This window comes from Shimwellia blattae DSM 4481 = NBRC 105725 (assembly GCF_000262305.1).
In the GTDB taxonomy this organism is placed as follows: Bacteria; Pseudomonadota; Gammaproteobacteria; order Enterobacterales; family Enterobacteriaceae; genus Shimwellia; species Shimwellia blattae.
This window is the reverse complement of record NC_017910.1, coordinates 1,056,107-1,082,022: the sequence shown is the minus strand read 5'-3', so window position 1 is coordinate 1,082,022 and position 25,916 is coordinate 1,056,107. Positions and strand designations below refer to the sequence as shown.

Annotated in this window: 22 protein-coding genes and 1 pseudogene; 4 read left to right on the top strand and 19 right to left on the bottom strand. The window is 55.5% G+C overall.

Translation table 11 applies throughout. The features are described 5' to 3' along the window. Positions 1 to 165 precede the first annotated feature (165 nt). The 4 genes from EBL_RS05045 to guaB form a co-directional block, all read right to left on the bottom strand. Complete coding sequence (locus EBL_RS05045; RefSeq protein WP_002441315.1) at positions 166 to 2,118, bottom strand: DUF262 domain-containing protein; 1,953 nt, start codon at positions 2,116 to 2,118, stop codon at positions 166 to 168. Continuing rightward, positions 2,115 to 3,395 carry a DUF262 domain-containing protein gene (locus EBL_RS05040; RefSeq protein ID WP_002441316.1) on the bottom strand — a complete coding sequence of 427 codons (1,281 nt, stop codon included), beginning with the start codon at positions 3,393 to 3,395 and terminating at the stop codon, positions 2,115 to 2,117. The genes EBL_RS05045 and EBL_RS05040 overlap by 4 nt, the downstream gene beginning before the upstream one ends. A 385-nt stretch (positions 3,396 to 3,780) precedes the next feature. Further along, complete coding sequence (guaA, locus tag EBL_RS05035) at positions 3,781 to 5,358, bottom strand: glutamine-hydrolyzing GMP synthase (RefSeq protein WP_002441319.1); 1,578 nt, start codon at positions 5,356 to 5,358, stop codon at positions 3,781 to 3,783. A 69-nt stretch (positions 5,359 to 5,427) separates the two neighbouring features. Then, positions 5,428 to 6,894, bottom strand: a complete 1,467-nt coding sequence (guaB, locus tag EBL_RS05030) for an IMP dehydrogenase (protein ID WP_002441321.1) — start codon at positions 6,892 to 6,894, stop codon at positions 5,428 to 5,430. Positions 6,895 to 7,062: 168 nt separating this feature from the next. On the opposite strand from guaB, the gene xseA reads away from it, so the two are divergent. Continuing rightward, complete coding sequence (gene xseA / locus EBL_RS05025) at positions 7,063 to 8,445, top strand: exodeoxyribonuclease VII large subunit (protein ID WP_002441323.1); 1,383 nt, start codon at positions 7,063 to 7,065, stop codon at positions 8,443 to 8,445. Between the two features lie 3 nt (positions 8,446 to 8,448). Here xseA and EBL_RS05020 read toward each other — a convergent pair whose 3' ends face one another. From EBL_RS05020 to EBL_RS05010, 3 genes and pseudogenes are all read right to left on the bottom strand, one after another. Then, complete coding sequence (locus tag EBL_RS05020) at positions 8,449 to 8,673, bottom strand: zinc ribbon domain-containing protein (RefSeq protein WP_002441325.1); 225 nt, start codon at positions 8,671 to 8,673, stop codon at positions 8,449 to 8,451. Between the two features lie 222 nt (positions 8,674 to 8,895). Continuing rightward, positions 8,896 to 9,285 (bottom strand): annotated as a pseudogene (locus tag EBL_RS05015) (hypothetical protein); the annotation flags it as partial. A 95-nt stretch (positions 9,286 to 9,380) separates the two neighbouring features. Next, complete coding sequence (locus tag EBL_RS05010; protein WP_002441328.1) at positions 9,381 to 10,211, bottom strand: LysR family transcriptional regulator; 831 nt, start codon at positions 10,209 to 10,211, stop codon at positions 9,381 to 9,383. 108 nt (positions 10,212 to 10,319) lie between these two features. Here EBL_RS05010 and EBL_RS05005 point away from each other — a divergent pair, with 108 nt between their 5' ends. Together EBL_RS05005 and dgcJ are read left to right on the top strand one after the other, a co-directional pair. After that, entirely contained in the window at positions 10,320 to 11,054 is a 735-nt protein-coding gene (locus EBL_RS05005) for an SDR family oxidoreductase (RefSeq protein ID WP_002441330.1), read from the top strand. 216 nt (positions 11,055 to 11,270) lie between these two features. Then, a complete protein-coding gene (gene dgcJ / locus EBL_RS05000; RefSeq protein ID WP_002441331.1) occupies positions 11,271 to 12,791 on the top strand; it encodes a diguanylate cyclase DgcJ in 1,521 nt (506 codons plus the stop codon). Between the two features lie 44 nt (positions 12,792 to 12,835). On the opposite strand, the gene der is transcribed toward dgcJ, so the two are convergent. From der to ndk, 8 genes are all read right to left on the bottom strand, one after another. Next, positions 12,836 to 14,320, bottom strand: a complete 1,485-nt coding sequence (der, locus tag EBL_RS04995) for a ribosome biogenesis GTPase Der (protein ID WP_002441333.1) — start codon at positions 14,318 to 14,320, stop codon at positions 12,836 to 12,838. Positions 14,321 to 14,463: 143 nt separating this feature from the next. Continuing rightward, the gene (bamB, locus tag EBL_RS04990; protein ID WP_002441335.1) at positions 14,464 to 15,645 is read right to left on the bottom strand and encodes an outer membrane protein assembly factor BamB; all 1,182 of its coding nucleotides are present in this window, start codon (positions 15,643 to 15,645) and stop codon (positions 14,464 to 14,466) included. Between the two features lie 9 nt (positions 15,646 to 15,654). Further along, the gene (locus EBL_RS04985; protein ID WP_002441337.1) at positions 15,655 to 16,275 is read right to left on the bottom strand and encodes a YfgM family protein; all 621 of its coding nucleotides are present in this window, start codon (positions 16,273 to 16,275) and stop codon (positions 15,655 to 15,657) included. Positions 16,276 to 16,314: 39 nt separating this feature from the next. Continuing rightward, on the bottom strand, positions 16,315 to 17,589 hold the full coding sequence (gene hisS, locus EBL_RS04980) for a histidine--tRNA ligase (protein WP_002441339.1): 1,275 nt from the start codon (positions 17,587 to 17,589) through the stop codon (positions 16,315 to 16,317). A 138-nt stretch (positions 17,590 to 17,727) separates the two neighbouring features. Further along, on the bottom strand, positions 17,728 to 18,846 hold the full coding sequence (gene ispG, locus EBL_RS04975; protein WP_002441341.1) for a flavodoxin-dependent (E)-4-hydroxy-3-methylbut-2-enyl-diphosphate synthase: 1,119 nt from the start codon (positions 18,844 to 18,846) through the stop codon (positions 17,728 to 17,730). A gap of 26 nt (positions 18,847 to 18,872) precedes the next feature. Continuing rightward, positions 18,873 to 19,898, bottom strand: a complete 1,026-nt coding sequence (gene rodZ, locus EBL_RS04970; protein WP_002441343.1) for a cytoskeleton protein RodZ — start codon at positions 19,896 to 19,898, stop codon at positions 18,873 to 18,875. A 295-nt stretch (positions 19,899 to 20,193) separates the two neighbouring features. Then, on the bottom strand, positions 20,194 to 21,360 hold the full coding sequence (gene rlmN / locus EBL_RS04965; RefSeq protein WP_002441346.1) for a dual-specificity RNA methyltransferase RlmN: 1,167 nt from the start codon (positions 21,358 to 21,360) through the stop codon (positions 20,194 to 20,196). 179 nt (positions 21,361 to 21,539) lie between these two features. Next, complete coding sequence (ndk, locus tag EBL_RS04960) at positions 21,540 to 21,971, bottom strand: nucleoside-diphosphate kinase (protein ID WP_002441347.1); 432 nt, start codon at positions 21,969 to 21,971, stop codon at positions 21,540 to 21,542. 373 nt (positions 21,972 to 22,344) lie between these two features. Here ndk and sseA point away from each other — a divergent pair, with 373 nt between their 5' ends. Beyond that, positions 22,345 to 23,190 (top strand): 3-mercaptopyruvate sulfurtransferase, encoded by an 846-nt coding sequence (gene sseA, locus EBL_RS04955; RefSeq protein WP_002441349.1) that lies wholly within the window; start codon positions 22,345 to 22,347, stop codon positions 23,188 to 23,190. A gap of 36 nt (positions 23,191 to 23,226) precedes the next feature. Here the strand turns inward: sseA and sseB are convergent, their stop codons facing one another. The 4 genes from sseB to fdx all read right to left on the bottom strand — a co-directional run bounded on the left by sseB (position 23,227) and on the right by fdx (position 25,912). Further along, entirely contained in the window at positions 23,227 to 23,991 is a 765-nt protein-coding gene (sseB, locus tag EBL_RS04950; protein WP_002441350.1) for an enhanced serine sensitivity protein SseB, read from the bottom strand. Positions 23,992 to 23,996: 5 nt separating this feature from the next. Next, positions 23,997 to 25,283, bottom strand: coding sequence for an aminopeptidase PepB (gene pepB / locus EBL_RS04945; RefSeq protein WP_002441352.1), 1,287 nt, complete (start codon positions 25,281 to 25,283; stop codon positions 23,997 to 23,999). A gap of 65 nt (positions 25,284 to 25,348) precedes the next feature. After that, positions 25,349 to 25,549, bottom strand: a complete 201-nt coding sequence (gene iscX / locus EBL_RS04940) for a Fe-S cluster assembly protein IscX (protein WP_002441354.1) — start codon at positions 25,547 to 25,549, stop codon at positions 25,349 to 25,351. A 27-nt stretch (positions 25,550 to 25,576) separates the two neighbouring features. Beyond that, positions 25,577 to 25,912 carry an ISC system 2Fe-2S type ferredoxin gene (fdx, locus tag EBL_RS04935; protein ID WP_002441356.1) on the bottom strand — a complete coding sequence of 112 codons (336 nt, stop codon included), beginning with the start codon at positions 25,910 to 25,912 and terminating at the stop codon, positions 25,577 to 25,579. Positions 25,913 to 25,916 lie beyond the last annotated feature (4 nt).

The following is a 25,916-nucleotide window of genomic DNA, read 5'->3' as shown; positions in this document are numbered from 1 at the left end:
AAAATCAATAATGTAGAATTATTTTTACATGTCAATACCACACAAAATACCATGGTAAGAAAACCTGGGAGCTGTACTGATCGCGTCGCCCGACACAAAACGCTTTTAGACTGACAACCTGCACTCCACAAGGGACATTCGTCCAAAAGCGGTTATTCAAAGAAGTCAACGCCCCGGGTAGGATCTTCCGCTTGCCTCCACCAGACTTACATCATCACGAAGCAATGTCACCATCTCTTCATGATGTGCTGTTATCTGCTGATCGTCCCAGCCTGTATTTCGAGTGATTTCCGCCATTCTCTTGAGCTTGGGACTTTGACGTTCAATCGTATCCTTGAAATTTTCGGCTTTCGCTCTGGGAAGGCTATTGCTGAATTTTGAGTTCGCGCTGACGCTTACGAGCGCAAGGTTGCCAAGCAGGTTAAGGCTAGAACCTGAAACAACCGCGCCCGACTGTTCTTTGTCCGGATGCTGTGGATAAAAGTGCTCAATGGAAGTTCTGAACTGAAATTTGAAATCTCGTTTTGAGGAATCGCTCAACAGAAGATAGTCGAGATACGAAAAGACGATACGGCTGATACCAAACCCTTGTGGTTGCTGATCTTCCTCAAAGGGGAATGCCTCTTTGACCTTGCTGCGGGCATACCCCTTCAACAAATCGGCAAGATCCGCATGTTTCGCGTCTTGAGGGGCTTTAACGGATAGCCAGCGAAGAACTTTGGTAATCCAGTGCATCGTTCGCGGAGAAGTGTAGGTAATCCGAAGCATGGACTGAAGCAGCAACACATCTCGGGTATGTGGGTCAGCACCGCCGTCCTCCTCTAAGTTTCCATTGCTGGCCGAGAAAACATGGATGTACGTCGGGGTTGGCTTCTTGTCCGCGCCGCCTTTCTTCAATCGCTGGAGAGACCAATCGCCATCGTCACCGATGTTCGCCGTGAATTGACGCTTCAAGATGAAGCCATCGAAGAGGTTGCGGCACTTGAGAAGCATGAATGCAAAGCTACGCACCCAATCGGCTTTAGCATCGGGTACATTATTTACGGCGTCGTCAAATGACTTGATGAGGCGCTTGTCGTCAAGCAGGCCTTCGTCTTCGACCTCATCGCCTTTCATAATTCTTAGAACGTGTAGCAGAAAGGCCGGAAACTCAATTGTCGAACGAAACCGCTCGTTGCCCTCGTCTTCAGTGGAATTTGACTCGATCTCTTTAGCGTATTTTGACAACGCCTCATCCAGGGACAACGATACCCCTTCGGAGGATTGCCTTGATGAATTGATGCCGGATTGCGGACGACTTTCCATTAGCGACGCGAAGCTGGTCACCTCCAGCCAGGACCATTCATCGCCAAATACTTTGTTTCGCAAACTGGTGTCACCACGGGTCAGAGACATCTGGACATAAGAATCCATGTCAGCACAGGCATCCCAAACCCACGCGAAGCATTCGCGTTCATATTGATTGGGCAACTTGCTCATCAGGCGAGCCTTAACAATATCAACCTGCCTGAGTTGCTGCCCACGAGTGTTCATGATCTCGAAGTAGCGATTGAGGTCGGTATTGGGTGGCAGTGAGGCACGGACGACAGTCACCTTCGTTAGCAAGAAATCGGAGAATTTTTCGCGTGAGCGATTAAGGGTTTCATTTTGTTTGAAGAACTGATTGATGACGCTGTAGCCTTCATGGATGCCAGCATCTGCATTACTCGTGGAGGCCTGCGGTCGGACGTGCTCCTTAGCCGCCTCCTGTGCTATTCGCCGCAGGGCTTCCGTTGCCCGTGCGCGCGACTCATATTGCAAGTGGCCTGCATGACCAACCGACGGCTTCTCACCCTCTCCGTCCTGTTCCAGGAAGGTCAGAAGCAGATAGAGGGTTGTAAGTCGTTGTTGTCCATCTATGACCTCGAACTCGTCCTCTCTACCCCGCTTGATTACAACAAGGTTCCCAAGAAAATAGTCGTCCTGGCCCCCAACCACCGAGTCTTGAATATCGCTGATAAGTTGCTCAATCTGTTCGGCCCGCCAAGCATAGTTTCGTTGATAAACAGGAATCAGATAATTGTCCGTGAATAGCTTGCCTACTGTTAGCAGTTCGGGTTTCAACTCCTTCTTGCTCATTGCAGCCCCTTGATAAAAGCAACGAGTTCCTTTTCGTGGTTATCGTTGTATGGCTGACATGCTATTGGAAGTTTGCGGACAACACTTCCAGTCATCGCATTGCGTAGCAAAACAAAAGGCGATTTATTTGCATCGTTTTTACCTCGCGCTCGGTTGTCAGCAGATACAAATTGCACACGAAGTAACTCGACCCGCAAGGCATATGCCCACGCGAATAACCTATTTCGCACTTCATCCACATCTTCATCGCCAAACTTGTTTGTATAGCAAAGCAGCGCGGCAATGAACAATTCGTACACGTAGCGGTAGCGACTTTGAGATGGGCCAAAGTTTTTGAAACCTCTGTCGATAACCTCTTTCTCCAGTATCTTCAATTCGTCAAGCATGAATGTCACCATCTCGAAAAATGAGCGCCCAGCGATTATCGGGGCATCAAGCTGAAAGCGGCTGCGCCCGGCATTTCGTGCATCATGTGTAGAGGACACCGCCCATGCACTTAGAAGTGGCATAGCGGCTTGTGCTGCAAGGTGATATCGCAGATTTGGCGAAAATGATCTGTGGGATCGTGATGAAATTCCCTTGAACATGCCGATGTCCCGAATAGTAAATTCGAGCGAGCTTTCGCCTCGTGACCACTTGGATATCCGGTATAAAAAAGTAGAAAAAAGCCTGTCCAGATCCTCATCTTTTACGGCTTCCCAAGCCTCAATGACAGCCACTTTCATAGCAGCGGACTCATCGTGCATTTCGCGCAGATGGTGTGCTTTGAGCAAGTCGTGAGGGGCAAGCGGTTTGCCGCGATAGTTCTGGGAATCAAAGACACGAAATGCCTCATCAATATCGTCCGTCACAATACGCACCAACTGACATTTGTGACAGATAAAATCCAAAAATTCTTTTTTATCTTCCAACTGCGACAGGCGCCTTTGAAGCTCCATCCAAACCAGGGAGACAGGGGTTTCGCTGTTACCAGACACCGAAATCTGATGATTTATCGGATCTAAGGCCGCAAGAATCATTCGCAAAGTCAGCAGACGTTGCTGTCCGTCGACTACATTGAGATACTCACCATCATCGTGAAGAATGATTGCACCCAAAACATAGGGAATATCTTTTCGTTCGGTATCTCGAAGAGCTTCGCTGAGATCATCCACCAGTTGTAGAGCGGTCGATACTTCCCAACTGTATGGGCGTTGATAGTTCGGTATCCGAAGGCCTTGCTTGAGTAGTTCATCCACGGTGACTGCACTAACACCGTCCTCTCCGTTAATCGCCATTGCTATGTCCCGTCATTGACGCTTTTCTATTTTCTCAGCGTGTTTTCCGCAAACTTTATTCACCCATATGGAGACTTCGATTCCGAGCGGCGGCTGTCTTGTTCACAATTTCGATCACGAGGTGCTCCTCTGGAGCACATTTAACGATCTGGAGGCTTGGGTCGAGAGAGCGATTCTGACCAAAAGCGGGCATCGATGGCATCAGCACAGCGCTGCAATGCACCCGGTTGTCGATACCATGGCATTTGCTGATACGGTCACATGGTATTTGCTATATCTTCGATTCAGTGTCGGCCTTATACCATGAAAAATGCCATTGATAATGCAGTCAATATCATCAATGGCACTCACTAAATCAAATAAAACAATAGGTTAAATAATAGCCTCACTCCCACTCAATGGTGGCTGGCGGTTTACCGGAGATATCATAAACAACCCGGGAAATGCCGTTAACTTCGTTGATAATGCGGTTAGAGACGCGGCCCAGGAAGTCATAAGGCAGGTGAGCCCAGTGCGCGGTCATAAAGTCGATGGTTTCCACCGCACGCAGGGATACAACCCAGTCATACTTACGGCCATCGCCCATCACACCAACGGAGCGCACCGGCAGGAATACGGTAAAGGCCTGGCTGACTTTGTCATACAGCTCGGCTTTACGCAGCTCTTCGATGAAGATAGCGTCTGCACGGCGCAGCAGGTCGCAGTATTCTTTCTTCACTTCGCCCAGCACGCGCACCCCAAGGCCCGGCCCCGGGAACGGATGACGATACAGCATGTCATACGGCAGGCCCAGCTCCAGGCCAATTTTGCGCACTTCGTCTTTGAACAGCTCTTTGAGCGGCTCAACCAGGCCCATTTTCATCTCTTTTGGCAGGCCGCCCACGTTATGGTGAGATTTAATCACGTGCGCTTTGCCGGTGGCGGAAGCGGCAGATTCGATAACGTCAGGGTAGATAGTCCCCTGGGCCAGCCACTTCACGTCTTCCAGTTTCAGGGCTTCTTCGTCGAAGACTTCAACGAAAACGCGGCCGATGGTTTTACGCTTGGCTTCCGGATCGTTGATCCCGGCAAGGGCTTTCAGGAAGCGATCTTCTGCCGGAACGTGGACAATGTTCAGACCAAAACGATCGCCAAACATATCCATCACCTGCTCGGCTTCGTTAAGGCGCAGCAGGCCGTTATCCACAAATACGCAGGTCAGACGATCGCCAATGGCCCGGTGCAGCAGCATCGCGGTCACGGAGGAGTCCACACCACCAGACAGGCCGAGGATAACTTTATCTTCGCCCACCTGTTTGCGCAGGCGCTCTACCGCATCGTCGATAATTTTAGCCGGGGTCCACAGGGCTTCACACTTACAGATGTCGAGCACGAAACGCTCCAGCATCCGCATCCCCTGGCGGGTGTGGGTCACTTCCGGGTGGAACTGCACACCGTAGAAACGTTTTTCTTCGTTGGCCATAATGGCAAACGGGCAGTTGTCGGTGCTGGCAACGGTGACAAAGTCAGACGGGATAGCGGTGACTTTATCGCCGTGGCTCATCCATACGTCCAGCAGCGGCTTACCGTTAGGGCTCATGGCATCTTCAATACCGTGGATAAGCGCGCTGTCGGTCTGCACTTCTACCTGCGCATAACCGAATTCACGCTCGCTGGAGCCCTCTACGTGGCCGCCCAGCTGCATTGCCATGGTCTGCATGCCGTAGCACACACCAAATACCGGCACACCGGCTTCGAAGACATACTCAGGCGCACGCGGGCTGTTCGCCTCTGTGGTGCTTTCCGGGCCGCCGGAAAGAATTATCCCGCTGGGATTAAACTCACGAATCTGAGCTTCAGTAACATCCCACGCCCACAGTTCACAATACACCCCCAGTTCGCGCACGCGGCGCGCCACCAGCTGAGTATACTGAGAGCCGAAATCAAGGATGAGAATGCGATGTTTATGAATATTTTCCGTCATTGACGCTAATTCCGAGGCAAGTAGAACAAAATCAGAACGCCCGGCATAAAGCCGGGCGCGGAAGTTTTATCAGGAGCCCAGACGGTAGTTCGGGGACTCTTTAGTGATGGTCACATCGTGTACGTGGCTCTCCTGAATACCGGCACCACTGATGCGAACAAACTCCGCTTTGGTTCGCAGCTCGTCAATAGTACCACAGCCCGTCAGGCCCATACAGGAGCGCAGGCCGCCCATCTGCTGGTGCACAATCTCTTTCAGGCGACCTTTGTAAGGTACGCGGCCTTCGATACCTTCCGGCACCAGCTTGTCGGCAGCGTTATCGCTCTGGAAGTAACGGTCAGAAGAGCCTTTTGCCATCGCCCCCAGGGAGCCCATACCGCGGTAGGATTTGAAAGAGCGGCCCTGGTAGAGTTCGATTTCACCCGGGGATTCTTCAGTACCGGCCAGCATAGAGCCCACCATCACCGCCGCAGCACCGGCAGCAATCGCCTTGGCAATATCGCCGGAGAAACGGATACCGCCATCGGCGATAACCGGAATCCCGGTGCCTTCCAGCGCTTCTACCGCATCAGATACGGCAGTAATCTGCGGTACACCCACACCGGTCACGATACGGGTAGTACAGATGGAGCCCGGGCCGATACCCACTTTAACCGCGCTGCAACCGGCTTCTGCCAGAGCACGGGCGCCTGCGGCCGTTGCCACGTTACCGCCGATGATCTGCAGATCCGGGTATTTGGCGCGGGTTTCACGAATACGCTGCAACACCCCTTCGGAATGCCCGTGGGAGGAGTCAATCAGCAGCACGTCAACACCGGCAGCCACCAGGGCATCAACACGCTCTTCGTTACCGGCACCGGCACCCACAGCGGCCCCTACACGCAGACGGCCATGTTCGTCTTTACAGGCGTTAGGTTTACGTTCGGCTTTCAGGAAGTCTTTTACCGTGATCATGCCGCGCAGGTGGAAACCGTCATCCACCACCAGGGCTTTTTCAACGCGCTTTTCGTGCATCTTGGCAAAGACCACATCACGGGCTTCGCCTTCGTGAACGGTCACCAGGCGCGCTTTCGGCGTCATATATGCCGTTACCGGCTGGTTAAGATCGGTCACAAAGCGCACGTCACGGCCAGTAATAATCCCCACCAGCTCGTTATCGTGGGTCACCACCGGGTAACCGGCAAAGCCGTTACGCTCGGTCAGCTCTTTCACTTCGCGCAGGGTGGTGGTCGGCAGAACGGTTTGCGGATCGGTTACCACGCCGCTTTCATGTTTTTTGACGCGCATAACCTGTTCGGCCTGGCGCTCAATGGACATATTCTTGTGAATAAAACCGATGCCACCTTCCTGAGCCAGCGCAATTGCCAGGCGCGCCTCAGTCACGGTATCCATCGCGGCGGATAACATAGGAATATTAAGACGAATAGTTTTGGTCAGCTGAGTACCAAGATCAGCAGTATTCGGCAGAACGGTAGAGTGTGCGGGGACGAGCAGAACGTCGTCAAAAGTGAGTGCTTCTTTAGCGATACGTAGCATGGCAATATCTCAACCTGGGGTGAATGAGAACAGATAAAATATTGCCGCGGCATTATACAGAGCGTATGCGATTGCCGCTACATTTTTTTCAAAAACAGCTTGCCTGAGAGGCTCACCGGGTTATTATCGACGGAATAACCTGCTGATTTAAAATTTGATCCAGCTCACATGTCGCCAACAAATCCCCCTGCTATTTACAGTGTCAGCCGCCTGAATCAGACCGTTCGTCTGCTGCTTGAGCAGGAGATGGGACAGGTGTGGATCAGCGGTGAAATCTCTAACTTCACCCAGCCGGCGTCCGGCCACTGGTACTTCACCCTGAAAGACGATACCGCTCAGGTGCGCTGCGCGATGTTTCGCAACAGCAACCGCCGGGTCACCTTTCGCCCTCAGCATGGCCAGCAGGTGCTGGTCCGGGCCAACATTACCCTGTACGAGCCGCGCGGTGACTACCAGATCATTGCCGAGAGCATGCAGCCGGCGGGCGAAGGCTTACTGCAACAGCAGTATGAACAGCTCAGGCAGCGGTTGTCGGCTGAAGGGCTGTTTGCCCAGCAATATAAACAGCCCCTGCCGACACCGGCACGCTGCGTTGGCGTGATCACTTCCCGCACCGGGGCGGCCCTGCACGATATTCTGCATATTTTGCAGCGCCGGGATCCCTCCCTGCCGGTGGTGATTTACCCGTGCGCCGTCCAGGGGGCGGAGGCACCCGGGCAAATTATCCGCGCAATTGAGCTGGCCAACCAGCGGGCAGAGTGTGACGTGTTAATCGTCGGGCGCGGCGGCGGCTCACTTGAGGATTTATGGAGTTTTAACGACGAGCGGGTCGCCAGGGCGATATTTGCCAGTGCTATCCCGGTCGTCAGCGCAGTGGGGCATGAAACCGATGTGACCATTGCCGACTTTGTGGCCGATCTCCGCGCCCCTACACCGTCTGCAGCGGCGGAAATGGTCAGCCGCAACCAGCTGGAGCTACAGCGCCAGCTACAGGGGCAGCAGCAGCGGCTGGAGATGGCTATGGACTACTATCTGGCCCACCAGAACCGGCGCTTTTCCCAGCTCAGCCACCGCCTGCAACAGCAGCACCCGCAGTTACGCCTGCTGCGCCAGCGCGCCGTGCTGACCCAGCTCCGCCAGCGTATGGCCGGTGCCATTGAGCAGCGCCTGCGCCAGGCCCGGGAGCGCAATGAGCGGCTGGCACGGCGGCTGCACCAGCAGCAGCCCGCCTGGCGTATTCATCAGGCCCGGAGCCTCACCCGGCAGCTGGAGTACCGCCTGGTCCAGTCCGTGCGCGAGCAGCTGAACACCACCCGCGCCCGCTTTGGCACCGCCCTCACCCACCTTGAGGCGGTCAGCCCGCTGGCCACCCTGGCCCGGGGTTATAACGTCACCACCCTGGAGCAAGGGGAGTTACTCAAACAGACCCGCCAGGTCAAAACCGGCGATACACTGACCACCCGCCTGTCAGACGGCTGGGTAGAGAGCCAGGTCACCGGGGTGAAAAAGCAGCGCCGGCGCAAAAGTACCGCTAAAACAGCGCCGGAATAAGCCTCAGCAAGAAGGCTGCGGAACAAATTCAACCCGCTTGCGGGAAATCAGCCCGTGACCATGCTGGCAAAAATAATCCACCGCGCCGCAGGCTTTCAGCACCTCCAGGGGCTGGTGGCACTCCGGGCAGCAGGGGAGCAATGCGTAATCATGCTGGCACGACGGGCAGTGCCCCTGCAGGCCTTGTTGTTCAAGGTGTGCCTGGCACGCCGGGCAAAGAATATCCATGCTGTGACTCCACTAAAATACCGCAAACAAACCACCAGCATATCACCCTGCGCTGGCCGGTCACCAGAAACAAAAGAGCCCACACAGGGTGCGGGCTCAGGCTGGTGACCAAAGGCGAAGCCGTTTGCGTCACGATTTCTTTAGTTGGAAACCTTAGTTGGCAACCTTGTCTTTCAGATCTTTGGCGCCTTCTTTAGTGGCGTCCCAGGCTTTGCTGGTGCCCTCTTTAGTTTTATCCCAGGCTTTTTCTGAGCCCTCTTTGGTTTTATCCCAGGCTTTTTCAGAACCCTGTTTGGTTTTATCCCAGGCTTTCTCTGAACCCTGTTTGGTTTTATCCCAGGCTTTTTCGGTTCCCTGCTTCGTCTTATTCCAGGCCTTTTGTGAGCCCTCGCTGACCTTACTGCTCAGATCATCGCTTTTGCCCTGCGCCGCGTGCTCGGATTTCAGCTTAAGTTCTTTGCCGTGATCCTGGGCCTGATGCAGTTTTTCTTTCGCGGTATCGGCTGTTTTATGAGCCTGAGCCACGGTTTCATCAGTCGCGTGGCTGACGGTATTGGCAAAAACAGGTGCAGTCAGTAAAAAGGTAGAGAGTGCAATAATCGTCTTGTTCATCGTTTTCTCCTCTCAGCAATGAATCTTAAGCATGGCATAAAAAGACCATGCTGTGCCTTAAGAATAAACCGGAATAAAACAACCACATGATTCACTCACCCGGCGAATACCTGGCGCAGATGCTCCAGTAACCAGGCCACAGAAGGGATAGCCTGGGTTTGTGCGGCATAGCAAATCCCGGTGCGCCTCACCAGGGGCTGCTCGGGGAGCGCGCGGGTAATAACATTGCACCGGGCTTGTGCCAGCGATTCAGGCACGATCGCGGCCCCCATACCAGACTGCACCAGGTGCAGCGCCAGTGTCAGGTTACCGGCATTGGCCGCCGGGCTGGCGGCACGGGCCCCGTACAAGGGGAGCAGCCGCTGGTGAGAGTCATGGCCCGGGCACTGGATCCAGTCAATATCCTGCAGATCCGCCGCGGTAAGCTGCTCACTGCGGCCCAGCGGGTGGTCATCCGCCAGGGCCAGTACATAGGGTTCGGTAAAGAGCGGCAGGAATAATTCATCTTCACAGCGCTGATCTTCACTACCAAAGCGGATCTCCCCGGTACAATCCGGTTCCAGCGTGATGAGCAGAGGGTACTCCTTCTGCTGTACCGCCCGCAGGACCTGCTCCACATGGCTGGTGGCGATATCGCTCTCAATACCGATAACCACCTGCTGGCGGTTTTGTTCTTTGCGAAAGCTGCGGGCCAGGGCGTCGGCCTCGGCCACCATGCGCCGGGCCTGCGGGTAGAGCACCCGGGCGTCTGCCGTGACCTCTACCCCTCTGGGGAGCCGGTCAAAGAGCGCGACCTCCAGCTCCTGCTCCAGCGCTTTAATCGTTGCCGAAAGCGCAGGCTGAGTAAGAAACATTCGCCGGGCGGCGCTGGTGATATTGCGCTCCTCAAACACGGCGATAAAGCATTTCAGTTGCCGGTAATCCATAATAATTTTTGATGCCTGTGAAAAAAATAAACCATTTTTACCCGGCAGCATGGCGGACTAGAGTATCCGCATCGCAACCGATATCACATTTTATTATGAGGCCGAAAGATGAGTAATTCAAAGAAACCCCTGGTCGTTATCACCGGCGCCAGCTCCGGTATCGGTATGGCTACGGCGAAACGGCTGTCCGCAGCCGGGCACTCGCTGCTGTTACTTGCCCGCCGCACCGCACCGATGGAGCAGCTCAACCTGCCGGACACCCTGTGTAAGGCAGTCGATGTGACCGATCGCGAAGCATTCATGAACGCGGTAAATGAGGCCGAGCAAAAATTTGGCCCGGTCGATGCGCTGATCAATAACGCCGGGGTCATGCTGCTGGGCCATATGGCAACCCAGGATCCCGCCGAGTGGGACCGGATGCTGGATACCAACGTCAAAGGGTTACTGAACGGGATCCACGCCGTAACCGCCGGTATGGTCGCCAGAAAGCAGGGAACGATTATCAACATCAGCTCCATTGCCGGGCGTAAAACCTTCCCGAACCATGTGGCTTATGTGGGCACCAAGTTCGCGGTACACGGTATTTCAGAAAACCTGCGTGAAGAGCTCTCTCCTTATGGGGTCCGGGTTATCACCATCGCCCCGGGTGCCGTGGAAACCGAACTGCTGAGCCACACCAGCGACGAAGAGATAAAAACCGGCTACCAGGCATGGAAGCAGGAGATGGGCGGCGTTGTGCTTTCCGCTGAAGATGTGGCCGGCAGCATTCAGTTTGCCTACGACCAGCCGCAGCATGTCTGCATCCGGGAAATTGTCCTGGCGGCGACCCGCCAGCAGGCATAAGCCACACCGCAATCCTCCCCGCTTAACCGCCGCAGTATCCGCCCCCTGGTGTTGCGGCAACCCCCTTCCCGGTACAGCCACTTTCCGCCCTTATTGGTCACAAACTGCAGTGATTTATCGCTAATTATCCAGATTTGGTGATAGTATCTGTGCGTATCACCGATATTCAGCCCGGTAAAAACGGGTGAATCTCCGATACTTTGTAAGGTGGAGCAGATGCAAACCGTGTTGAGACGGACCTCACATACCAAAGCAACGGTCATTATTACCGCATTAACCACTCTGGTTTTCTCCATATTCATCTACCATGAACTGGATAACTTAAATAAGTACACCCGGTATATTGCAGAAAATGGCAAATCCGCACTCTTCCATGAAGAATACATTAATCAGAAAATATCACTGCACCTGAGCCACTCATTTTCCGGCAAGGATACATCAACACTTACCCCAGCCAGAATATGCCAGAAGCAGGAGAGAAACGGGGATATTTACGGCCTTAATCTGAACGATCACGCCTTTCAGCCACTGCCGGGCACCTTACAGACGAAAAACCCCAACTGTAACGACTGGGCGGGAGATGTTCCGGACCTTCTGTTCTTTAATAAAAAGATTGGTTCGATCTCGTCAAAGTACAGTTTTTCTAACTATACCGGCTACCTTTTTAATAACACGCGCTACTATATCGACCTGAAGAAAAACTACATTTATATTAATAAAATATTTGATTACAGAAAGTATATCTTCAGCAACTGGCTGATTAAAAAACGAAATAACATCGATATCCGAACCAGCGTTCACACCATTGATATTGATGAAAATGCCCTTGATGATCTGGAAAATGGCGAGAGTATTGTCTCGCACATATACAATGACGGGGACACCCAGGGTAATATTATCAGCCTGCTGATGCCGGTGTTTTCCTCCGGCGATATTAAGGGCATTATTATTACTGATATCAATATCTCTGATCTGACAACCGCCTTCTATACCCACGACCGGCCATTTTTATGGAAGTTTATTACCCTGTATGTAAAAGATAACCATGCCGGTAAAATCATTGATTTCCACCAGCCATCGTTAAAAATATTCGACGTTAGCCACTACCAGACCAGCATAACAAAATACTATACGCTGCATATCGGCATCGATATGCAGTATTTTATTATCAACAATATCTGGATATTTATCCTGTATATCCTGGCGACCTGCCTGCTGTGCGCCTACACCAAAAACCATCTGATCCGCCAGCATCTGCTGGCCCGGGAAAGCATAACCGACGCGATGACCGGGCTCTATAATCGCAGGATATTCTCATCAGCGCTGGAAAAAACCATCGCCAGCCTGACGGGGAAAAATATCCCCATCACCACGATAGCCATCGACAGCGACGGGCTGAAAAAAATTAACGATACCCTTGGCCACCATATGGGCGATTATGCCATTGAAATACTGGGGCAGGCGATTTTACATTCGATCCGCAAAGCCGACTACGGGGTGCGTCTCGGCGGCGATGAGTTCCTGATAATCCTGATGGGAAACAGCCTGCCGGAAGCGGATGCGGTGATCCGGCGCATCATACAGAGGTTGTGTGAGACCGACAGCCACAATATCGTGAAGTTTTCCTACGGCTGCTACCAGTTGGCCCCGGGTGACACACTGGAGCATGCCCTGCGCAAAGCGGATGAGCTGCTCTATCAGAATAAACGGCGCAAAAACGCCCAGCGCAATGGCTGAACCGGTCCCCGAAGGCCCGGCAATAGCGGGCCTTCGGGTTGGGCTTATTTGTTTTTCTTGATGTGCTTCATCAGGCGCTGGCGTTTGCGGATCTGGTTCGGGGTCAGGGTGTTGCGCTTATTCGCAAACGGGTTTTCCCCCTCTTTAAACTGGATACGAATCGGTGTACCCATCACTTCCAGCGATTTGCGGAAGTAGTTCATCAGATACCGTTTGTAAGAGTCCGGCAGATCCTTCACCTGGTTACCGTGGATAACCACAATCGGCGGGTTATAGCCACCGGCGTGGGCATATTTCAGTTTCACCCGGCGCCCGCGTACCAGCGGTGGCTGGTGATCTTCGGTTGCCATGTTCATAATCCGGGTCAGCATCGCGGTGCTGACGCGACGGGTCGCACTGTCATAGGCTTCACGAATTGACTCAAACAGGTTGCCCACCCCGCTGCCGTGCAGTGCGGAGATAAAATGCACCCGGGCAAAGTCGATAAAGCCCAGACGGTAGTCCAGCGCCTCTTTCACCTGCTCTTTATCTTCCTGGGTGAGACCATCCCATTTATTCACCACGATAACCAGCGAACGCCCGCTGTTGAGAATAAATCCCAGCAGGGACAAATCCTGATCAGAGATCCCCTCACGGGCATCAATCACCAGCATGACAACGTTCGCGTCTTCAATGGCCTGCAACGTTTTAATGACCGAGAATTTTTCTACCGTATCGGTAATCTTCCCGCGCTTACGTACCCCGGCGGTGTCGATAAGTACGTACTCACGTTCATCGCGCTCCATCGGAATATAGATACTGTCGCGGGTGGTGCCGGGCATATCGTAAACCACGACCCGATCTTCACCGAGAATACGGTTAGTCAGTGTGGACTTACCCACATTAGGCCGCCCGACAATCGCCAGTTTAATTGGCAGATCCTGGGGGTTGAATGTCTCTTCTTCCAGGGGCTCCCCTTCCGGCGTTTCGCCGTTTTCGGCCGCCACCTGCGCCCAGTATTCGGCGTCTTCGTCCACCTCTTCCGGCGGGCTGACTTCGTCCATCCACGGCATCAGCACCTGCTCCAGCAGGGTGGTTACCCCACGGCCATGGGAGGCCGCGATCGGGTGAATGTCCCCAAGCCCCAGGGACCAGAAGTCCGACATGGCCTGATCGGGGTCAAGGCCGTCCGTTTTGTTAGCCACCAGAAATGTGGGTTTCTCACGGGAGCGCAGATGTTTGGCAATCGCGATATCTGCCGGCATCAGGCCCGCGCGGGCATCCACCATAAACAGCACCACGTCCGCCTCTTCAATCGCCAGCAGCGACTGCTCGGCCATCCGGGTTTCGACCCCCTCTTCTGTACCGTCAATACCACCGGTATCGATACAGATAAATTCACGTCCTTCAACTTCCGCACGACCATATTTACGATCGCGTGTCAGCCCCGGGAAATCCGCCACCAGCGCATCACGGGTGCGAGTTAAACGGTTAAATAACGTGGACTTACCCACGTTCGGGCGCCCGACCAGCGCGATCACAGGTACCATGATAAAAGCCTCATCACTCAAAAAATTAACGAATAACCGACGCCAGACTTCCCCGGGCATCGCCCGGGCCGCATCGTTTTTTATAAACAACAAACGGCCCCTGATAAACAGGGGCCGTTTTTAAAACTCACTGACTGAGCCAGTTAACGGCTGATAGAGTACAGTGTACCGTCTTTCGCCTGGATCAGCACCCGATCACCGGCAACGACCGGATCGGTCTGGAAGCCAGAGCTGTCCACTTTCTGCTGGGCAACAAAGCGGCCATCATCCGCGTTCATCCAGTGCATATACCCTTCGCTGTCCGCCACGACCAGATAGCCGTTAAACAGAACCGGAGCCGTCAGATTACGGTGCAGCAGTTTTTCCTGGGTCCACATGGTAACGCCACCGTCAGTGGTCAGCGACAGTACCCGATCACTCTGATCAACCAGGAAGATACGGCCAGCATCAACGATAAAGTTATTTACCGAGCCCAGCTCGCGTTTCCACAGGATCTGACCAGAGCGCAGATCCAGCGCGGTCAGGTTACCGTTATAGGCCAGGGCATAGACCACACCGTTATCGATCACCGGGGTGGTGTCCACATCGCTCAGGCGGTCAATCTCTGTCGGGCCAGTCGCCTGGGAGACACGCTGCTGCCAGATTATCTGCCCCTGCTGCATCAGCACCGCGCTTACGCGCCCGTTGTCGCCGCCCACAATCGCCGCGCCATAGGCCGTTGCCGGTGCAGATTCACCACGCAATGACAGAGCCGGGATATCGAGGTTCGCCGTCCACTTGATAGCGCCGCTGGCTTCATCCAGCGCCTGCAGCATGCCGTTACTGGTGTGAACCAGTAACAGGCCATCGCTGGCAACCGGGCGTGAAACGGCTTCACCGGCTACTGTGGTCTGCCAGGCAATTGCGCCATCGACAATATTCAGCGCGTAGATCTGGGCCTTTTCACTGCCCACATAGACGTGCCCGCCGGACACCGTTACCCCACCAGACAGCAGTGCCGGGGCATTGCGGCTGAGGAGCCCGCGGTTTTCAGACAGGTCAACTTTCCAGATCTCCTGACCATCGCTGGCGCTCATGGCTTTTACCGTACCGCGACGATCGGCGGCATAGACATTGCCATCCTGCCAGGCCGGGTGGAGGTTAGAGTAAAAGTCACCAATACCGCTGCCCACAGAGCTGCTCCAGACGGTGTTGGGTGTAAACTGGTTTTCTACCTCCGGTAACGGAGACATTTTTACCACATCCTCTTCACCGCTAAAGAGTGAACACCCGCTGAGCAGCGTCAGAGAAATCAGCCCTGGCACAAGTAATTTACGCAATTGCATGGATCCCTCTTAGCTGGACAAATTATTAATTTTCATCTGCATCATTTCGCGCAGTGCCGGAGAAGCATCGCTGGCGACGCCTTTACTCCATGCATCACGAGCCCCTTGCTTGTCGCCTTTGCTCAGTAACGCTTCACCGCGAATATCGGCCACAATCGCTGACCAGCCCTCGCCTTTTACCGTATCCAGCGTTTTCAGCGCGGCATCTGCCTGTTTTTGCTGGATCTGAATACGCGCCAGGCGAAGATTAATCAGGGACTGAAGTTGCGGGTCTTTGGCATCGCCCGCGCCCTGCTGTAGCTCAGCGGCGGCTTTATCCAGCTGCTCGCTGTCTACAAAATGCTGAGCCACCTGCATGGCGGCCAGCGCACCGTAGGTATCCCGGGTATCGGCGGCAAATTTTTGCGCCGCGGCCAGGGTTTCTGGCTTGTCAGCCTGAATAGCCGTTGTCACCTGCTCATACGCCAGGGAAGAGGCCCTTGCGGTATCGCTCTGGTGACCATTCCAGTAACGCCACCCTACCAGCGCACCAATCCCTAACACTACCCCAACGACCAGCGCTTTGCCGTTTTCGGCAAAAAAGCGTTTTACCGCATCGATCTGGTCGTTTTCGTTGTCGTACATTTCCACGCAGTCCTTCTCCTTAACGAAATATTACCGGGGAAGTTATCAGCCCAGCAGCGCCCGCAGGCGTTCAGCTACCGCATCCTGTGCTACGGCTTCCTGCTCTCCGGAGCGCAAATCCTTCACAACCACCTGGTGGTTTGCCACTTCATCTTCGCCAAGCACCAGCGCAATGCGGGCGCCCCATTTATCGGCACGGGCAAACTGTTTCTTGAAATTACCGCCGCCGTAGTTCGTCATCAGTTTTACACCCGGCAGTCGATCGCGAATCTGCTCTGCCAGCAGCATAGCCGCACACTGGGTGCCGGTGCCGGAGGAGATCAGGTATATATCGACAGCGGATTCCGGTTTTAATTCCGGATTCACTGACTGCACCAGCAGGACAAGGCGCTCAAGCCCCATGGCAAAACCAACGGACGGCGTAGCGCGCCCGCCCAGTTGTTCCACCAGGCCATCGTAACGGCCACCGGCACACACGGTTCCCTGAGCACCCAGCGCGCTGGTCACCCATTCAAACACGGTACGGTTGTAGTAATCCAGGCCGCGCACCAGGCGTTGATTCACGGTGTATTTGATCCCGGCGGCATCCAGCAGGGCGCACAGGCCCGCAAAGTGTTCGCGGGAAGCCTCATCCAGATAGTCACCCAGTGCCGGTGCGTCGTTCAGCAGCGCCTGCACTTCCGGGTTTTTGGAGTCCAGCACCCGCAGCGGGTTGCTGTACATCCGGCGCTGGCAGTCTTCGTCCAGCTTGTCTTTATGCTGCTCAAGGAAGGCCACCAGAGCATCGCGATAACTGGCGCGCGCTTCCAGTGAGCCGATGGAGTTCAGCTCCAGGTTCACATGCTGGCTGATCCCCAGCTCACGCCACCAGCGGGCGGTCAGCATGATCAGCTCCGCGTCAATATCGGGCCCCTGCAGGCCAAACACTTCCAGCCCCAGCTGGTGGAACTGGCGGTAGCGACCTTTCTGCGGGCGCTCGTGACGGAACATCGGGCCGATGTACCACAAGCGCTGTTCCTGATTGTACAGCAGACCATGCTCAATACCGGCGCGCACGCAGCCAGCAGTCCCTTCAGGGCGCAGGGTCAGGCTGTCGCCGTTGCGGTCCTCGAAGGTGTACATCTCTTTTTCCACGACATCGGTCACTTCGCCGATGGCGCGTTTGAATAACGGGGTCTGCTCTACAATCGGTAAGCGGATTTCGCTGTAGCCGTAGCTACCAAGTACCTGTTTCAGGATGCCTTCAATACGCTGCCAGATTGCGGTTTCACCCGGCAGATAATCGTTCATGCCGCGAATGGCTTGAATATTCTTTGCCACGATTATTCTCTATTGTCTGATACAAAAAAATGAACCCGTCTGGCAGTGCCTGACGGGTCCAGGCATTTATGGGACGAAATAACCCTGTCCACCGGTATTTGCGAAGTGCCTGGCACCCGCACCTTATCGGGACTGGCGTTATTTTTCCAGTTGTTGCACCTCAATGCGCCGGTTTTCATCCAGCAATGCGGCTTTCGCCCGGATGCGCGCTTCCAGCTGATCGATCATATCGTTATTGTCGAGACGATCTTTGCGCACCCCGTCTTCATAGAGGCCGCTTTTCTTATTGCCGCCGGTCACGCCAAGGGTGGAGACTAACGCCTCCCCCGGGCCATTCACTACGCACCCGATAATCGATACGTCCATCGGCGTAATGATATCTTCCAGGCGCTGCTCCAGGGCATTAACGGTGCCTATCACGTCAAACTCCTGGCGGGAGCATGTGGGACAGGCGATAAAGTTAATCCCGCGTGAGCGGATGCGTAAGGATTTCAGAATATCGAAACCCACTTTGATCTCTTCCACCGGATCGGCCGCCAGAGAGACACGCAGCGTGTCGCCGATCCCTTCTGACAGCAGCAGCCCCAGGCCAATGGCCGATTTAACCGCACCGCTGCGGGCGCCACCGGCTTCGGTGATCCCCAGGTGCAGCGGCTGATCAATGGCTTTCGCCAGCAAGCGGTAGGCTTCCACCGCCAGGAAGACATCAGAGGCTTTTACGCTCACTTTAAACTGGTCGAAATTCAGGCGATCCAGATGATCCACATGGCGCATGGCTGATTCCAGCAGCGCCTGCGGGGTCGGCTCGCCGTATTTTTCCTGCAGATCTTTTTCCAGGGAGCCCGCGTTAACGCCAATGCGGATCGGAATGTTTTTATCCCGGGCGCAATCCACCACCTGGCGGATGCGCTCTTCGTTACCGATGTTGCCCGGGTTGATCCGCAGGCAGTCCACACCATATTCCGCCACTTTCAGGGCGATACGGTAGTCAAAGTGGATATCGGCCACCAGCGGCACGTTCACCTGCTGCTTGATCAGGCGGAAGGCTTCTGCCGCGTCCATGGTCGGAACAGAGACGCGCACAATATCCGCCCCGACCCGCTCCAGCGCTTTGATCTGGTTAACGGTGGCATCCACATCGGTCGTGCGGGTATTGGTCATTGACTGGACGGCGACAGGTGCGCCGTCCCCGATGGGCACATTCCCGACATAAATCCGCGTGGATTTTCTGCGTTGAATGGGCGCTTCGTTATGCATAACTACATTCTCCAAAAAACCGTCAATTACTGGGCCGTGGCCGGCTCAGCATTAACAGTCAGGCGTGCTACCTGATTCGTCCGGATAAAACGGCTCAGATCAACAGGTTTACCCTGGAACTGAACCTGTACCGCGGCAGGCGCACCGATCTTCAGTTTGTACGGGGTCTGGCCTACCAGATTCAGGTTACCGCCCTTATGCTGCAGGCCGCTGAACAGTTTTTTGCCGGTCGCGTCGCTCACTTCCAGCCAGCAGTCAGCGGAGAAGTTCATCACCAGCGCGTTCGGATCGGCAACGGCCGGGGTATTCTGTGCCGGATCGGTCGGCAACTGGCCCGGTACAGCGGTGGCCGCCGGGTTGGCGGTATCTACCGGGGTCTGGCTCGGGGCCACTACCGCAGGCTGCTGTTCAGTGCTCTGAGGCGCAGGCGTTGCCGCCGTCGCCAGGCTGTCAGCCGGTGCCGGTGTCGCAGGGGCGGTTGCCGGTGCGCTGTTGTCCACCACCGGTGCCGCTGTACTGGTCTGTGCCGGGGCAGATGTGCTGGCCGCGCCGGTATCCAGCGCAACGGACTGGCCGCTGCCGGTGTTGCCCAGCTCGGCCGAGGACTGATCCGCCATGGTGGTTATCTCTTCCTGCTGGGCTTTATGGTTTTGCCACCACCAGGCCCCCGTCAGGCCGACCACCACAAAAAGCACCAGCCAGGTGATACTCATCAGCCAGCCATCGCGCTTTTTGCGCCGCTTACCCAGAGAAAAACTCTGCATCGGCTGCACTTTGCTCGCCTTCAGCGGTGTCTGCTTCGCCATCATCGGCAGCAGTTCGTCCTCAGGTACATGGACCAGCCGGGCATAAGAGCGAATATAACCGCGCAAAAAGGTGGAAGCCAAATCGGCTGGCGCTTTGTCCTCTTCGATATCCCGGACGGTGGAGACCTTCAGGCACAAACGTTCAGCAACAACTTGCTGGCTAAGACCGAGTTTTTCGCGGGCCTGGCGTAAACGCTCGCCCGTGGTCTGTGCTGTTTTCTGTTCTTGATTGGCTTCAGTATTCATTAGCTTACAACTGCTGGTACTGTGTGAATTTAGGAACCAGACACCGGCCGCCTGCCCGTTAAGGGGCGCTGGCCTGTGCCACGAATATATCTTGTACAACAGCGCGACAGTGTCCTGCCTGATGCGGCACCGCTAACATGTTGTTGCGCCGCTACATACTGCCTTAAAGCGCGAAAAAACGCACCGTAATTATTACCGTTCAGGCAGATTCCACAAGGTGAAAAGCCAGGTTTACACATAATCTGACCTGCGCAACACCGCCGGATACTCAGCCCCGGCGGCCCGCAGGTGTCAATCAGACAGATTTTACCGCAATAGCTTCGCCCTGCATCCGCTTGCGCATTGTCCGCTTGGTGCGGTCAATCACTTCCCCGGCCAGCTGCCCGCAGGCGGCATCAATATCATCACCGCGCGTTTTACGCACAATCGTCGTAAAGCCGTACTCCATCAGGGTTTTGGAGAAGCGATCGATACGGCTGTTTGAGCTGCGGCCATAAGGTGCCCCCGGGAAGGGGTTCCACGGGATCAGGTTAATTTTGCACGGGGTGTCTTTCAGGCATTCCGCCAGCTGATGAGCATGCTCAACACCGTCGTTAATGTGGTCCAGCATCACGTATTCGATGGTCACCCGCCCCTGGTTGGCATTGGATTTCTCCAGATACCGGCGTACCGCCGCCAGGAATGTCTCAATATTATATTTGCGGTTGATGGGGACTATCTCATCACGGATGGTATCGTTCGGCGCGTGCAGCGAGATAGCCAGCGCCACGTCAATCATATCCCCGAGCTTGTCCAGCGCCGGTACCACACCGGAAGTGGACAGGGTAACGCGGCGTTTTGACAGGCCGAAACCGAAATCATCCAGCATGATTTCCATCGCCGGAACCACGTTTGTCAGGTTCAGCAGCGGTTCGCCCATCCCCATCATCACCACGTTAGTGATGGGGCGCTGGCCGGTGATTTTCGCCGCGCCAACAATTTTCGCCGCCCGCCACACCTGGCCGATAATTTCCGACACCCGCAGGTTACGGTTAAAGCCCTGCTGAGCCGTGGAGCAGAACTTACACTCCAGCGCGCAGCCTACCTGGGAGGAGACACACAGCGTGGCGCGGTCATCTTCCGGGATATAGACCGTTTCAACGCGCTGATCGCCCACCGCTATCGCCCACTTGATAGTCCCGTCGGATGAGCGCTGCTCCTCCACCACTTCCGGGGCACGGATTTCAGCAATCTCTTTTAGCCGGGCGCGCAGCACCTTATTGATATCCGTCATCTCGTCGAAGTCATCACAGCAGTAGTGATAGATCCACTTCATGACCTGATCGGCACGGAACGGCTTTTCCCCCATGGATTTAAAGAACTCGCGCATTTGCGGGCGGTTCAGATCCAGCAGGTTGATTTTTTCGGCTTTAGGAGAAACGGCAACAGGTGACGTCTCGGGGATGATAATTTGATCTGACATATTCGTTTCCGGCCTCGTTGTTACACGTTATGGCCCCAGGTAGGTTTAAGAAAAAAGAAGCGCCCCGTGAAGTATGGCATCAGGGGGCGCGACATTGTACAAATTCTGCGGCAACAGCGCCATGCTCTGTGGTGAGCACGGCAAAATAAAATGTAAGTGCCGTTTACTGCGTTACCGGATTAGCGGGTGCGCGGGCACACTTCGCCTTCGGCGAAGAAGTAGGCGATTTCACGGGCCGCAGATTCAACAGAGTCAGAGCCGTGGGTGCCGTTTTCGGTCAGGCTATCGGCGTAGTCAGCACGCAGCGTACCGGCCAGTGCGTTTGCCGGGTTAGTCGCCCCGAGGATTTCACGGTGGCGGCGCACCGCGTCTTCACCTTCCAGTGCAGAGACCACAATCGGGCCGGAGGTCATAAAGGCAACCAGGCCGTCGAAGAACGGCTTACCGGCGTGTTCTGCGTAGAAGCCCTGAGCCTGCTCAGAAGAGAGGTGCACCATTTTGGTGGCAACAATTTTCAGGCCAGCGGTTTCAAAACGCGCAAAAATATTACCAATAACGTTTTTTGCCACTGCATTGGGCTTAATGATGGAGAAAGTACGCTCGATAGCCATGTTTACCTCTGTAATGTGTTTTATGGATCCCGGCTTTCCGGGATAACCTGGCGCGGATTATAAAGAGAGACGCTGTTATTGACTATCGATCTGGTTAACATTTTTTTAAAAAAATACGAGATCAGATAACATTGCGTCTATACTGCTGTTTCCCCGTCCCGGGCATGGGGGGTAAGCCCGTGCCGCTACCATAGCAAACTCCGGCGCTGGCCCCAATCGGCCTTTTATTTCAATCGGTAACGCGATAACACCAGGGCTGACGCGATCCAGGCCGCTTAATGCCATGATTTGTGCCTTTCCCCTCCCCCGTCACCTTGAGACTCCGGGGAAAAACGTCGACAATTATGCTATTGCTCATGACAAGGAACCCACCATGTCCACCACTTTCTTCGTCGCTGGCGACTGGCTTGCCGAACATATTGACGATCCACAGATCCAGATCCTGGATGCGCGAATGGCACAACCCACGCAACAGGACCGGGATGTCAACGCAGAATACCTGGCCGGGCACATTCCCGGTGCCCGGCGCTTCGATATCGAGGCCCTGTCAGACACCACCACTGCCCTGCCCCACATGATGCCGCGCCCGGAAACCTTCGCCGTGGCCATGCGTGAGCTGGGGATCTCCGGCCACAAGCACCTGGTGATTTACGACGACGGCAACCTGTTTTCAGCGCCCCGCGCCTGGTGGATGCTGAAATGCTTTGGCGTGGAGAATGTCTCTATTCTCGCCGGGGGGATGGCCGACTGGTTACGCGAAGATCTGGCCCTGGAGTCCGGTGAGCCCCGGCCCCGGGAGGGCGAGTTCGAGGTGAAATTTAATGCTCAGGCCATCCGCCGCCTGACTGATGTCCTGGTCGCCAGCCATGAAGGGACCGCCCAGCTGGTGGATGCCCGCCCGGCCGCCCGTTTTAATGCCCAGGCCGACGAGCCGCGCCCGGGCCTGCGCCGGGGTCATATTCCCGGTGCCCATAACGTGCCCTGGACGGAGCTTGTGGAAAACGGCCAGTTAAAAACCACCGACGATCTGCGCTTTATTTTTGCCAGCCACGGGGTGCGGTTTAATCAGCCGATTATCGTCAGCTGTGGCTCCGGGGTGACCGCTGCGGTACTCGCCCTGGCGCTGGCAACCCTCGGGCTGGATGATGTGGCCCTGTATGACGGCTCCTGGAGCGAATGGGGAGCCCGGGCGGATTTACCCGTCGAGCCCGACGCCTGAGCCGTTAGGTCTGGCCGGTTACCCGGCCAGATTTCATTACAGAATGCGCCCGGTTTTATAGTCGCGCAGGAAACTTCCCCAGCGGCGCTCATAGAAGGGTGTCAGGTGCGCCTGGACAAAGTGGCTTACCCCCGGCTCACCGGCGCTGACCAGGCAAACATCGACGGGCTCATCACCGGGCAACACATCGGTTGCCACACTGCCGGTGGCCTGAATCACCTCTTCGTGTTCCCCGGCAACCTCCAGCGCAATCATCAGGTTTGGTGTCTCATCCCCCGGCCCTTTCACCGTACACAGCCAGGCGCGCTTTACGGTGTTGAGCGAGGCAAACAGCACACTCAGGGACTCCACCAGCACTGCAGGAGGCTGCTCAAGTGCAGACAGCAACAGCTGGCTGTCACCCTCCATCACCACCTGCTGGCTGAGCGCGTCCCCCCCGTGCCCGAGCAGGTGGTGAATTTCACCGGGGGTGAACTCTTTACCTGTCGGTAACTTTGCATTGAGGAACAGCGTTTCTCCGGCCGTCATCTCAAACAGCTCCCGGGCAGGCAGCATAACCCACTGCTGCCCGTCGCCTGCGGCCTGAGCCAGCGCCCGGACCGAGGTGAAAAAGGGGATCACGTCGCGGTCGTTATCCCGCTCCCAGTGATCAAGCTCAATCTCCCCGGCGTTATCCCCGTAGCGGCGGCCAGGCACCCAGACGGTTGCCTGTAATAACTGGCGGAAAAAGGCCGGACGGTGCGCCGGCTCTGTTGCTGCCTGCTCCAGCAGCGTTTCAAGGGTCGGTTGATTTTCGGTCATGGCGATCAGCGCGTCAGCAGGTTAGCCAGTGTCCGCACGCCAAGGCCCGTTGCCCCGGCAGACCACTGCTCAACCGCCCCTTTGCGGTAGGTGGCGGAACAGTCAATGTGCAGCCAGCCCTGGTGATAATTTTCCACAAAGTGGGACAGGAAACCGGCGGCAGTGCTGGCCCCGGCCGGGAACGAAGCGTTCGAGGTGTTGTTCAGCTCGGCAAAGTTCGACGGCAACTGATGGCGGTGGAACTCCGCCAGCGGCAGGCGCCAGAAGGGTTCATTTTCCGCCGCAGCGCTTTCCAGCAGACGGGCTGCCAGCCCGTCGTCAAAGCTGAACAGGGCGTGGTAGTCATTCCCAAGCGCGGTTTTTGCCGCCCCGGTCAGGGTGGCGCAGTCAATCAGCAGCTCCGGCTTCTGGGCACTGGCGTCAATCAGCCCGTCTGCCAGGACCAGGCGGCCTTCCGCGTCGGTGTTCATCACCTCAACATTTTTACCGTTACGGTAGCGGATAATATCCCCCAGTTTAAAGGCGTTACCGCTGACCAGGTTATCGGCGCAGCACAGGTAGAGTTTTACGCGTTTATTCAGGCCGCGGGTGATGGCAAAAGCCAGTGCGCCGGTGACCAGCGCCGCGCCGCCCATATCGGATTTCATGGAATCCATAAACGCGCTCTGCTTCAGGCTGTAGCCGCCGGAGTCAAACGTAATGCCTTTGCCCACCAGGCAGGCGTATACCGGTGCTTCCGGTATGCCGGTCGGGTTATAGTCCAGCGCCAGCAGCACCGGGGAACGATCCGATCCGCGCCCGACCGTATGGATCCCAAGGTAGTTCTGCTCGCGCAGATCCTCACCTTTGGTGATCCGGTATGTCACGTGCTCACCGCCGGTTGCGCACAGCAGATCAACGGCGCGCTGGGCCAGTTGCTCTGGCCCTAAATCTTCTGCCGGGGCATTAATCACATCGCGCACCCAGTCGATGATAGTCAGGCGATTTTCCAGCTCCTGTTGCTGGGCGTCATCAAGGGCGGCCCACTCCACTTTGCGGCTGCCTTTTGGCCCGCGATAGCCCTGCCAGAAGGCCCAGCTTTTCTCCACGTCCCAGCCGTCACCGGCCAGCTGCACATGTTTAAAGCCCTGGTTGTCCAGCTTGCGCCCGGCGCGCTGGATAAGCCCCGGCACATCGTTGCCGGTCAGGTGGATGGTCACCCCGTCATTATTAATGCTGTAAATGGCATTCTCCCCCCAGCGGGCGTCGGCAGGTGTGGTGCTGAGGGTAATTTTCATCGCGTCGGTTGTCATTGTGGTTTCCTTATCTTCACCGTGTCAGATGATACAAAAAAGCTGCCCGCAGGCAGCCTGTTCAGTTAATCCGCTTCATCAAGCCATACCAGTAAAATGGCTTCAAGAATTTTCTCGCTTGAGGCCTGCGGATCATCATCGAAGTCGTCCAGCTCACAGATCCACTGGTGCATATCTGTAAAGCGTACCGTCTTCGGATCGGTATCCGGGTAGGCGTCGTACAGCGCTTCGCCGATTTCGCGGCTGTCGGTCCATTTCAGTCCCATGGGTTTCTCCCTTGTGGCTGGTGCCGGTTAGTGTTCGCGGGCGTGGTTAATGGTATAGCGCGGGATCTCAACCACCAGATCTTCATCCGCCACTTTCGCCTGGCAGCTCAGGCGGCTGTCCGGCTCCAGGCCCCAGGCCTTGTCCAGCATGTCGTCTTCCTCTTCACTGCTTTCCGCCAGGGAGTCAAACCCCTCACGAACGATGCAGTGGCAGGTCGTACAGGCACAGGATTTTTCACAGGCGTGTTCGATTTCAATACCGTTGCGCAGGGCAACGTCGAGGATCGTTTCGCCAGTCTCAGCTTCCAGAACGGCACCATCCGGGCACAGGCCCTGGTGGGGCAAAAATACAATCTTAGGCATAGTA

Bases quoted from the DNA above. Each gene is read 5' to 3' on its own strand.
- pepB (WP_002441352.1), bottom strand. From the start codon at position 25,283: ATGACAACCGACGCGATGAAAATTACCCTCAGCACCACACCTGCCGAC.
- fdx (WP_002441356.1), bottom strand. From the start codon at position 25,912: ATGCCTAAGATTGTATTTTTGCCCCACCAGGGCCTGTGCCCGGATGGT.
- rlmN (WP_002441346.1), bottom strand. From the start codon at position 21,360: ATGTCAGATCAAATTATCATCCCCGAGACGTCACCTGTTGCCGTTTCT.
- sseA (WP_002441349.1), top strand. From the start codon at position 22,345: ATGTCCACCACTTTCTTCGTCGCTGGCGACTGGCTTGCCGAACATATT.
- xseA (WP_002441323.1), top strand. From the start codon at position 7,063: ATGTCGCCAACAAATCCCCCTGCTATTTACAGTGTCAGCCGCCTGAAT.
- guaA (WP_002441319.1), bottom strand. From the start codon at position 5,358: ATGACGGAAAATATTCATAAACATCGCATTCTCATCCTTGATTTCGGC.
- iscX (WP_002441354.1), bottom strand. From the start codon at position 25,549: ATGGGACTGAAATGGACCGACAGCCGCGAAATCGGCGAAGCGCTGTAC.
- ndk (WP_002441347.1), bottom strand. From the start codon at position 21,971: ATGGCTATCGAGCGTACTTTCTCCATCATTAAGCCCAATGCAGTGGCA.
- EBL_RS05040 (WP_002441316.1), bottom strand. From the start codon at position 3,395: ATGGCGATTAACGGAGAGGACGGTGTTAGTGCAGTCACCGTGGATGAA.
- rodZ (WP_002441343.1), bottom strand. From the start codon at position 19,898: ATGAATACTGAAGCCAATCAAGAACAGAAAACAGCACAGACCACGGGC.
- EBL_RS05010 (WP_002441328.1), bottom strand. From the start codon at position 10,211: ATGGATTACCGGCAACTGAAATGCTTTATCGCCGTGTTTGAGGAGCGC.
- sseB (WP_002441350.1), bottom strand. From the start codon at position 23,991: ATGACCGAAAATCAACCGACCCTTGAAACGCTGCTGGAGCAGGCAGCA.
- EBL_RS05005 (WP_002441330.1), top strand. From the start codon at position 10,320: ATGAGTAATTCAAAGAAACCCCTGGTCGTTATCACCGGCGCCAGCTCC.
- EBL_RS05020 (WP_002441325.1), bottom strand. From the start codon at position 8,673: ATGGATATTCTTTGCCCGGCGTGCCAGGCACACCTTGAACAACAAGGC.
- EBL_RS05045 (WP_002441315.1), bottom strand. From the start codon at position 2,118: ATGAGCAAGAAGGAGTTGAAACCCGAACTGCTAACAGTAGGCAAGCTA.
- der (WP_002441333.1), bottom strand. From the start codon at position 14,320: ATGGTACCTGTGATCGCGCTGGTCGGGCGCCCGAACGTGGGTAAGTCC.
- guaB (WP_002441321.1), bottom strand. From the start codon at position 6,894: ATGCTACGTATCGCTAAAGAAGCACTCACTTTTGACGACGTTCTGCTC.
- dgcJ (WP_002441331.1), top strand. From the start codon at position 11,271: ATGCAAACCGTGTTGAGACGGACCTCACATACCAAAGCAACGGTCATT.
- ispG (WP_002441341.1), bottom strand. From the start codon at position 18,846: ATGCATAACGAAGCGCCCATTCAACGCAGAAAATCCACGCGGATTTAT.
- bamB (WP_002441335.1), bottom strand. From the start codon at position 15,645: ATGCAATTGCGTAAATTACTTGTGCCAGGGCTGATTTCTCTGACGCTG.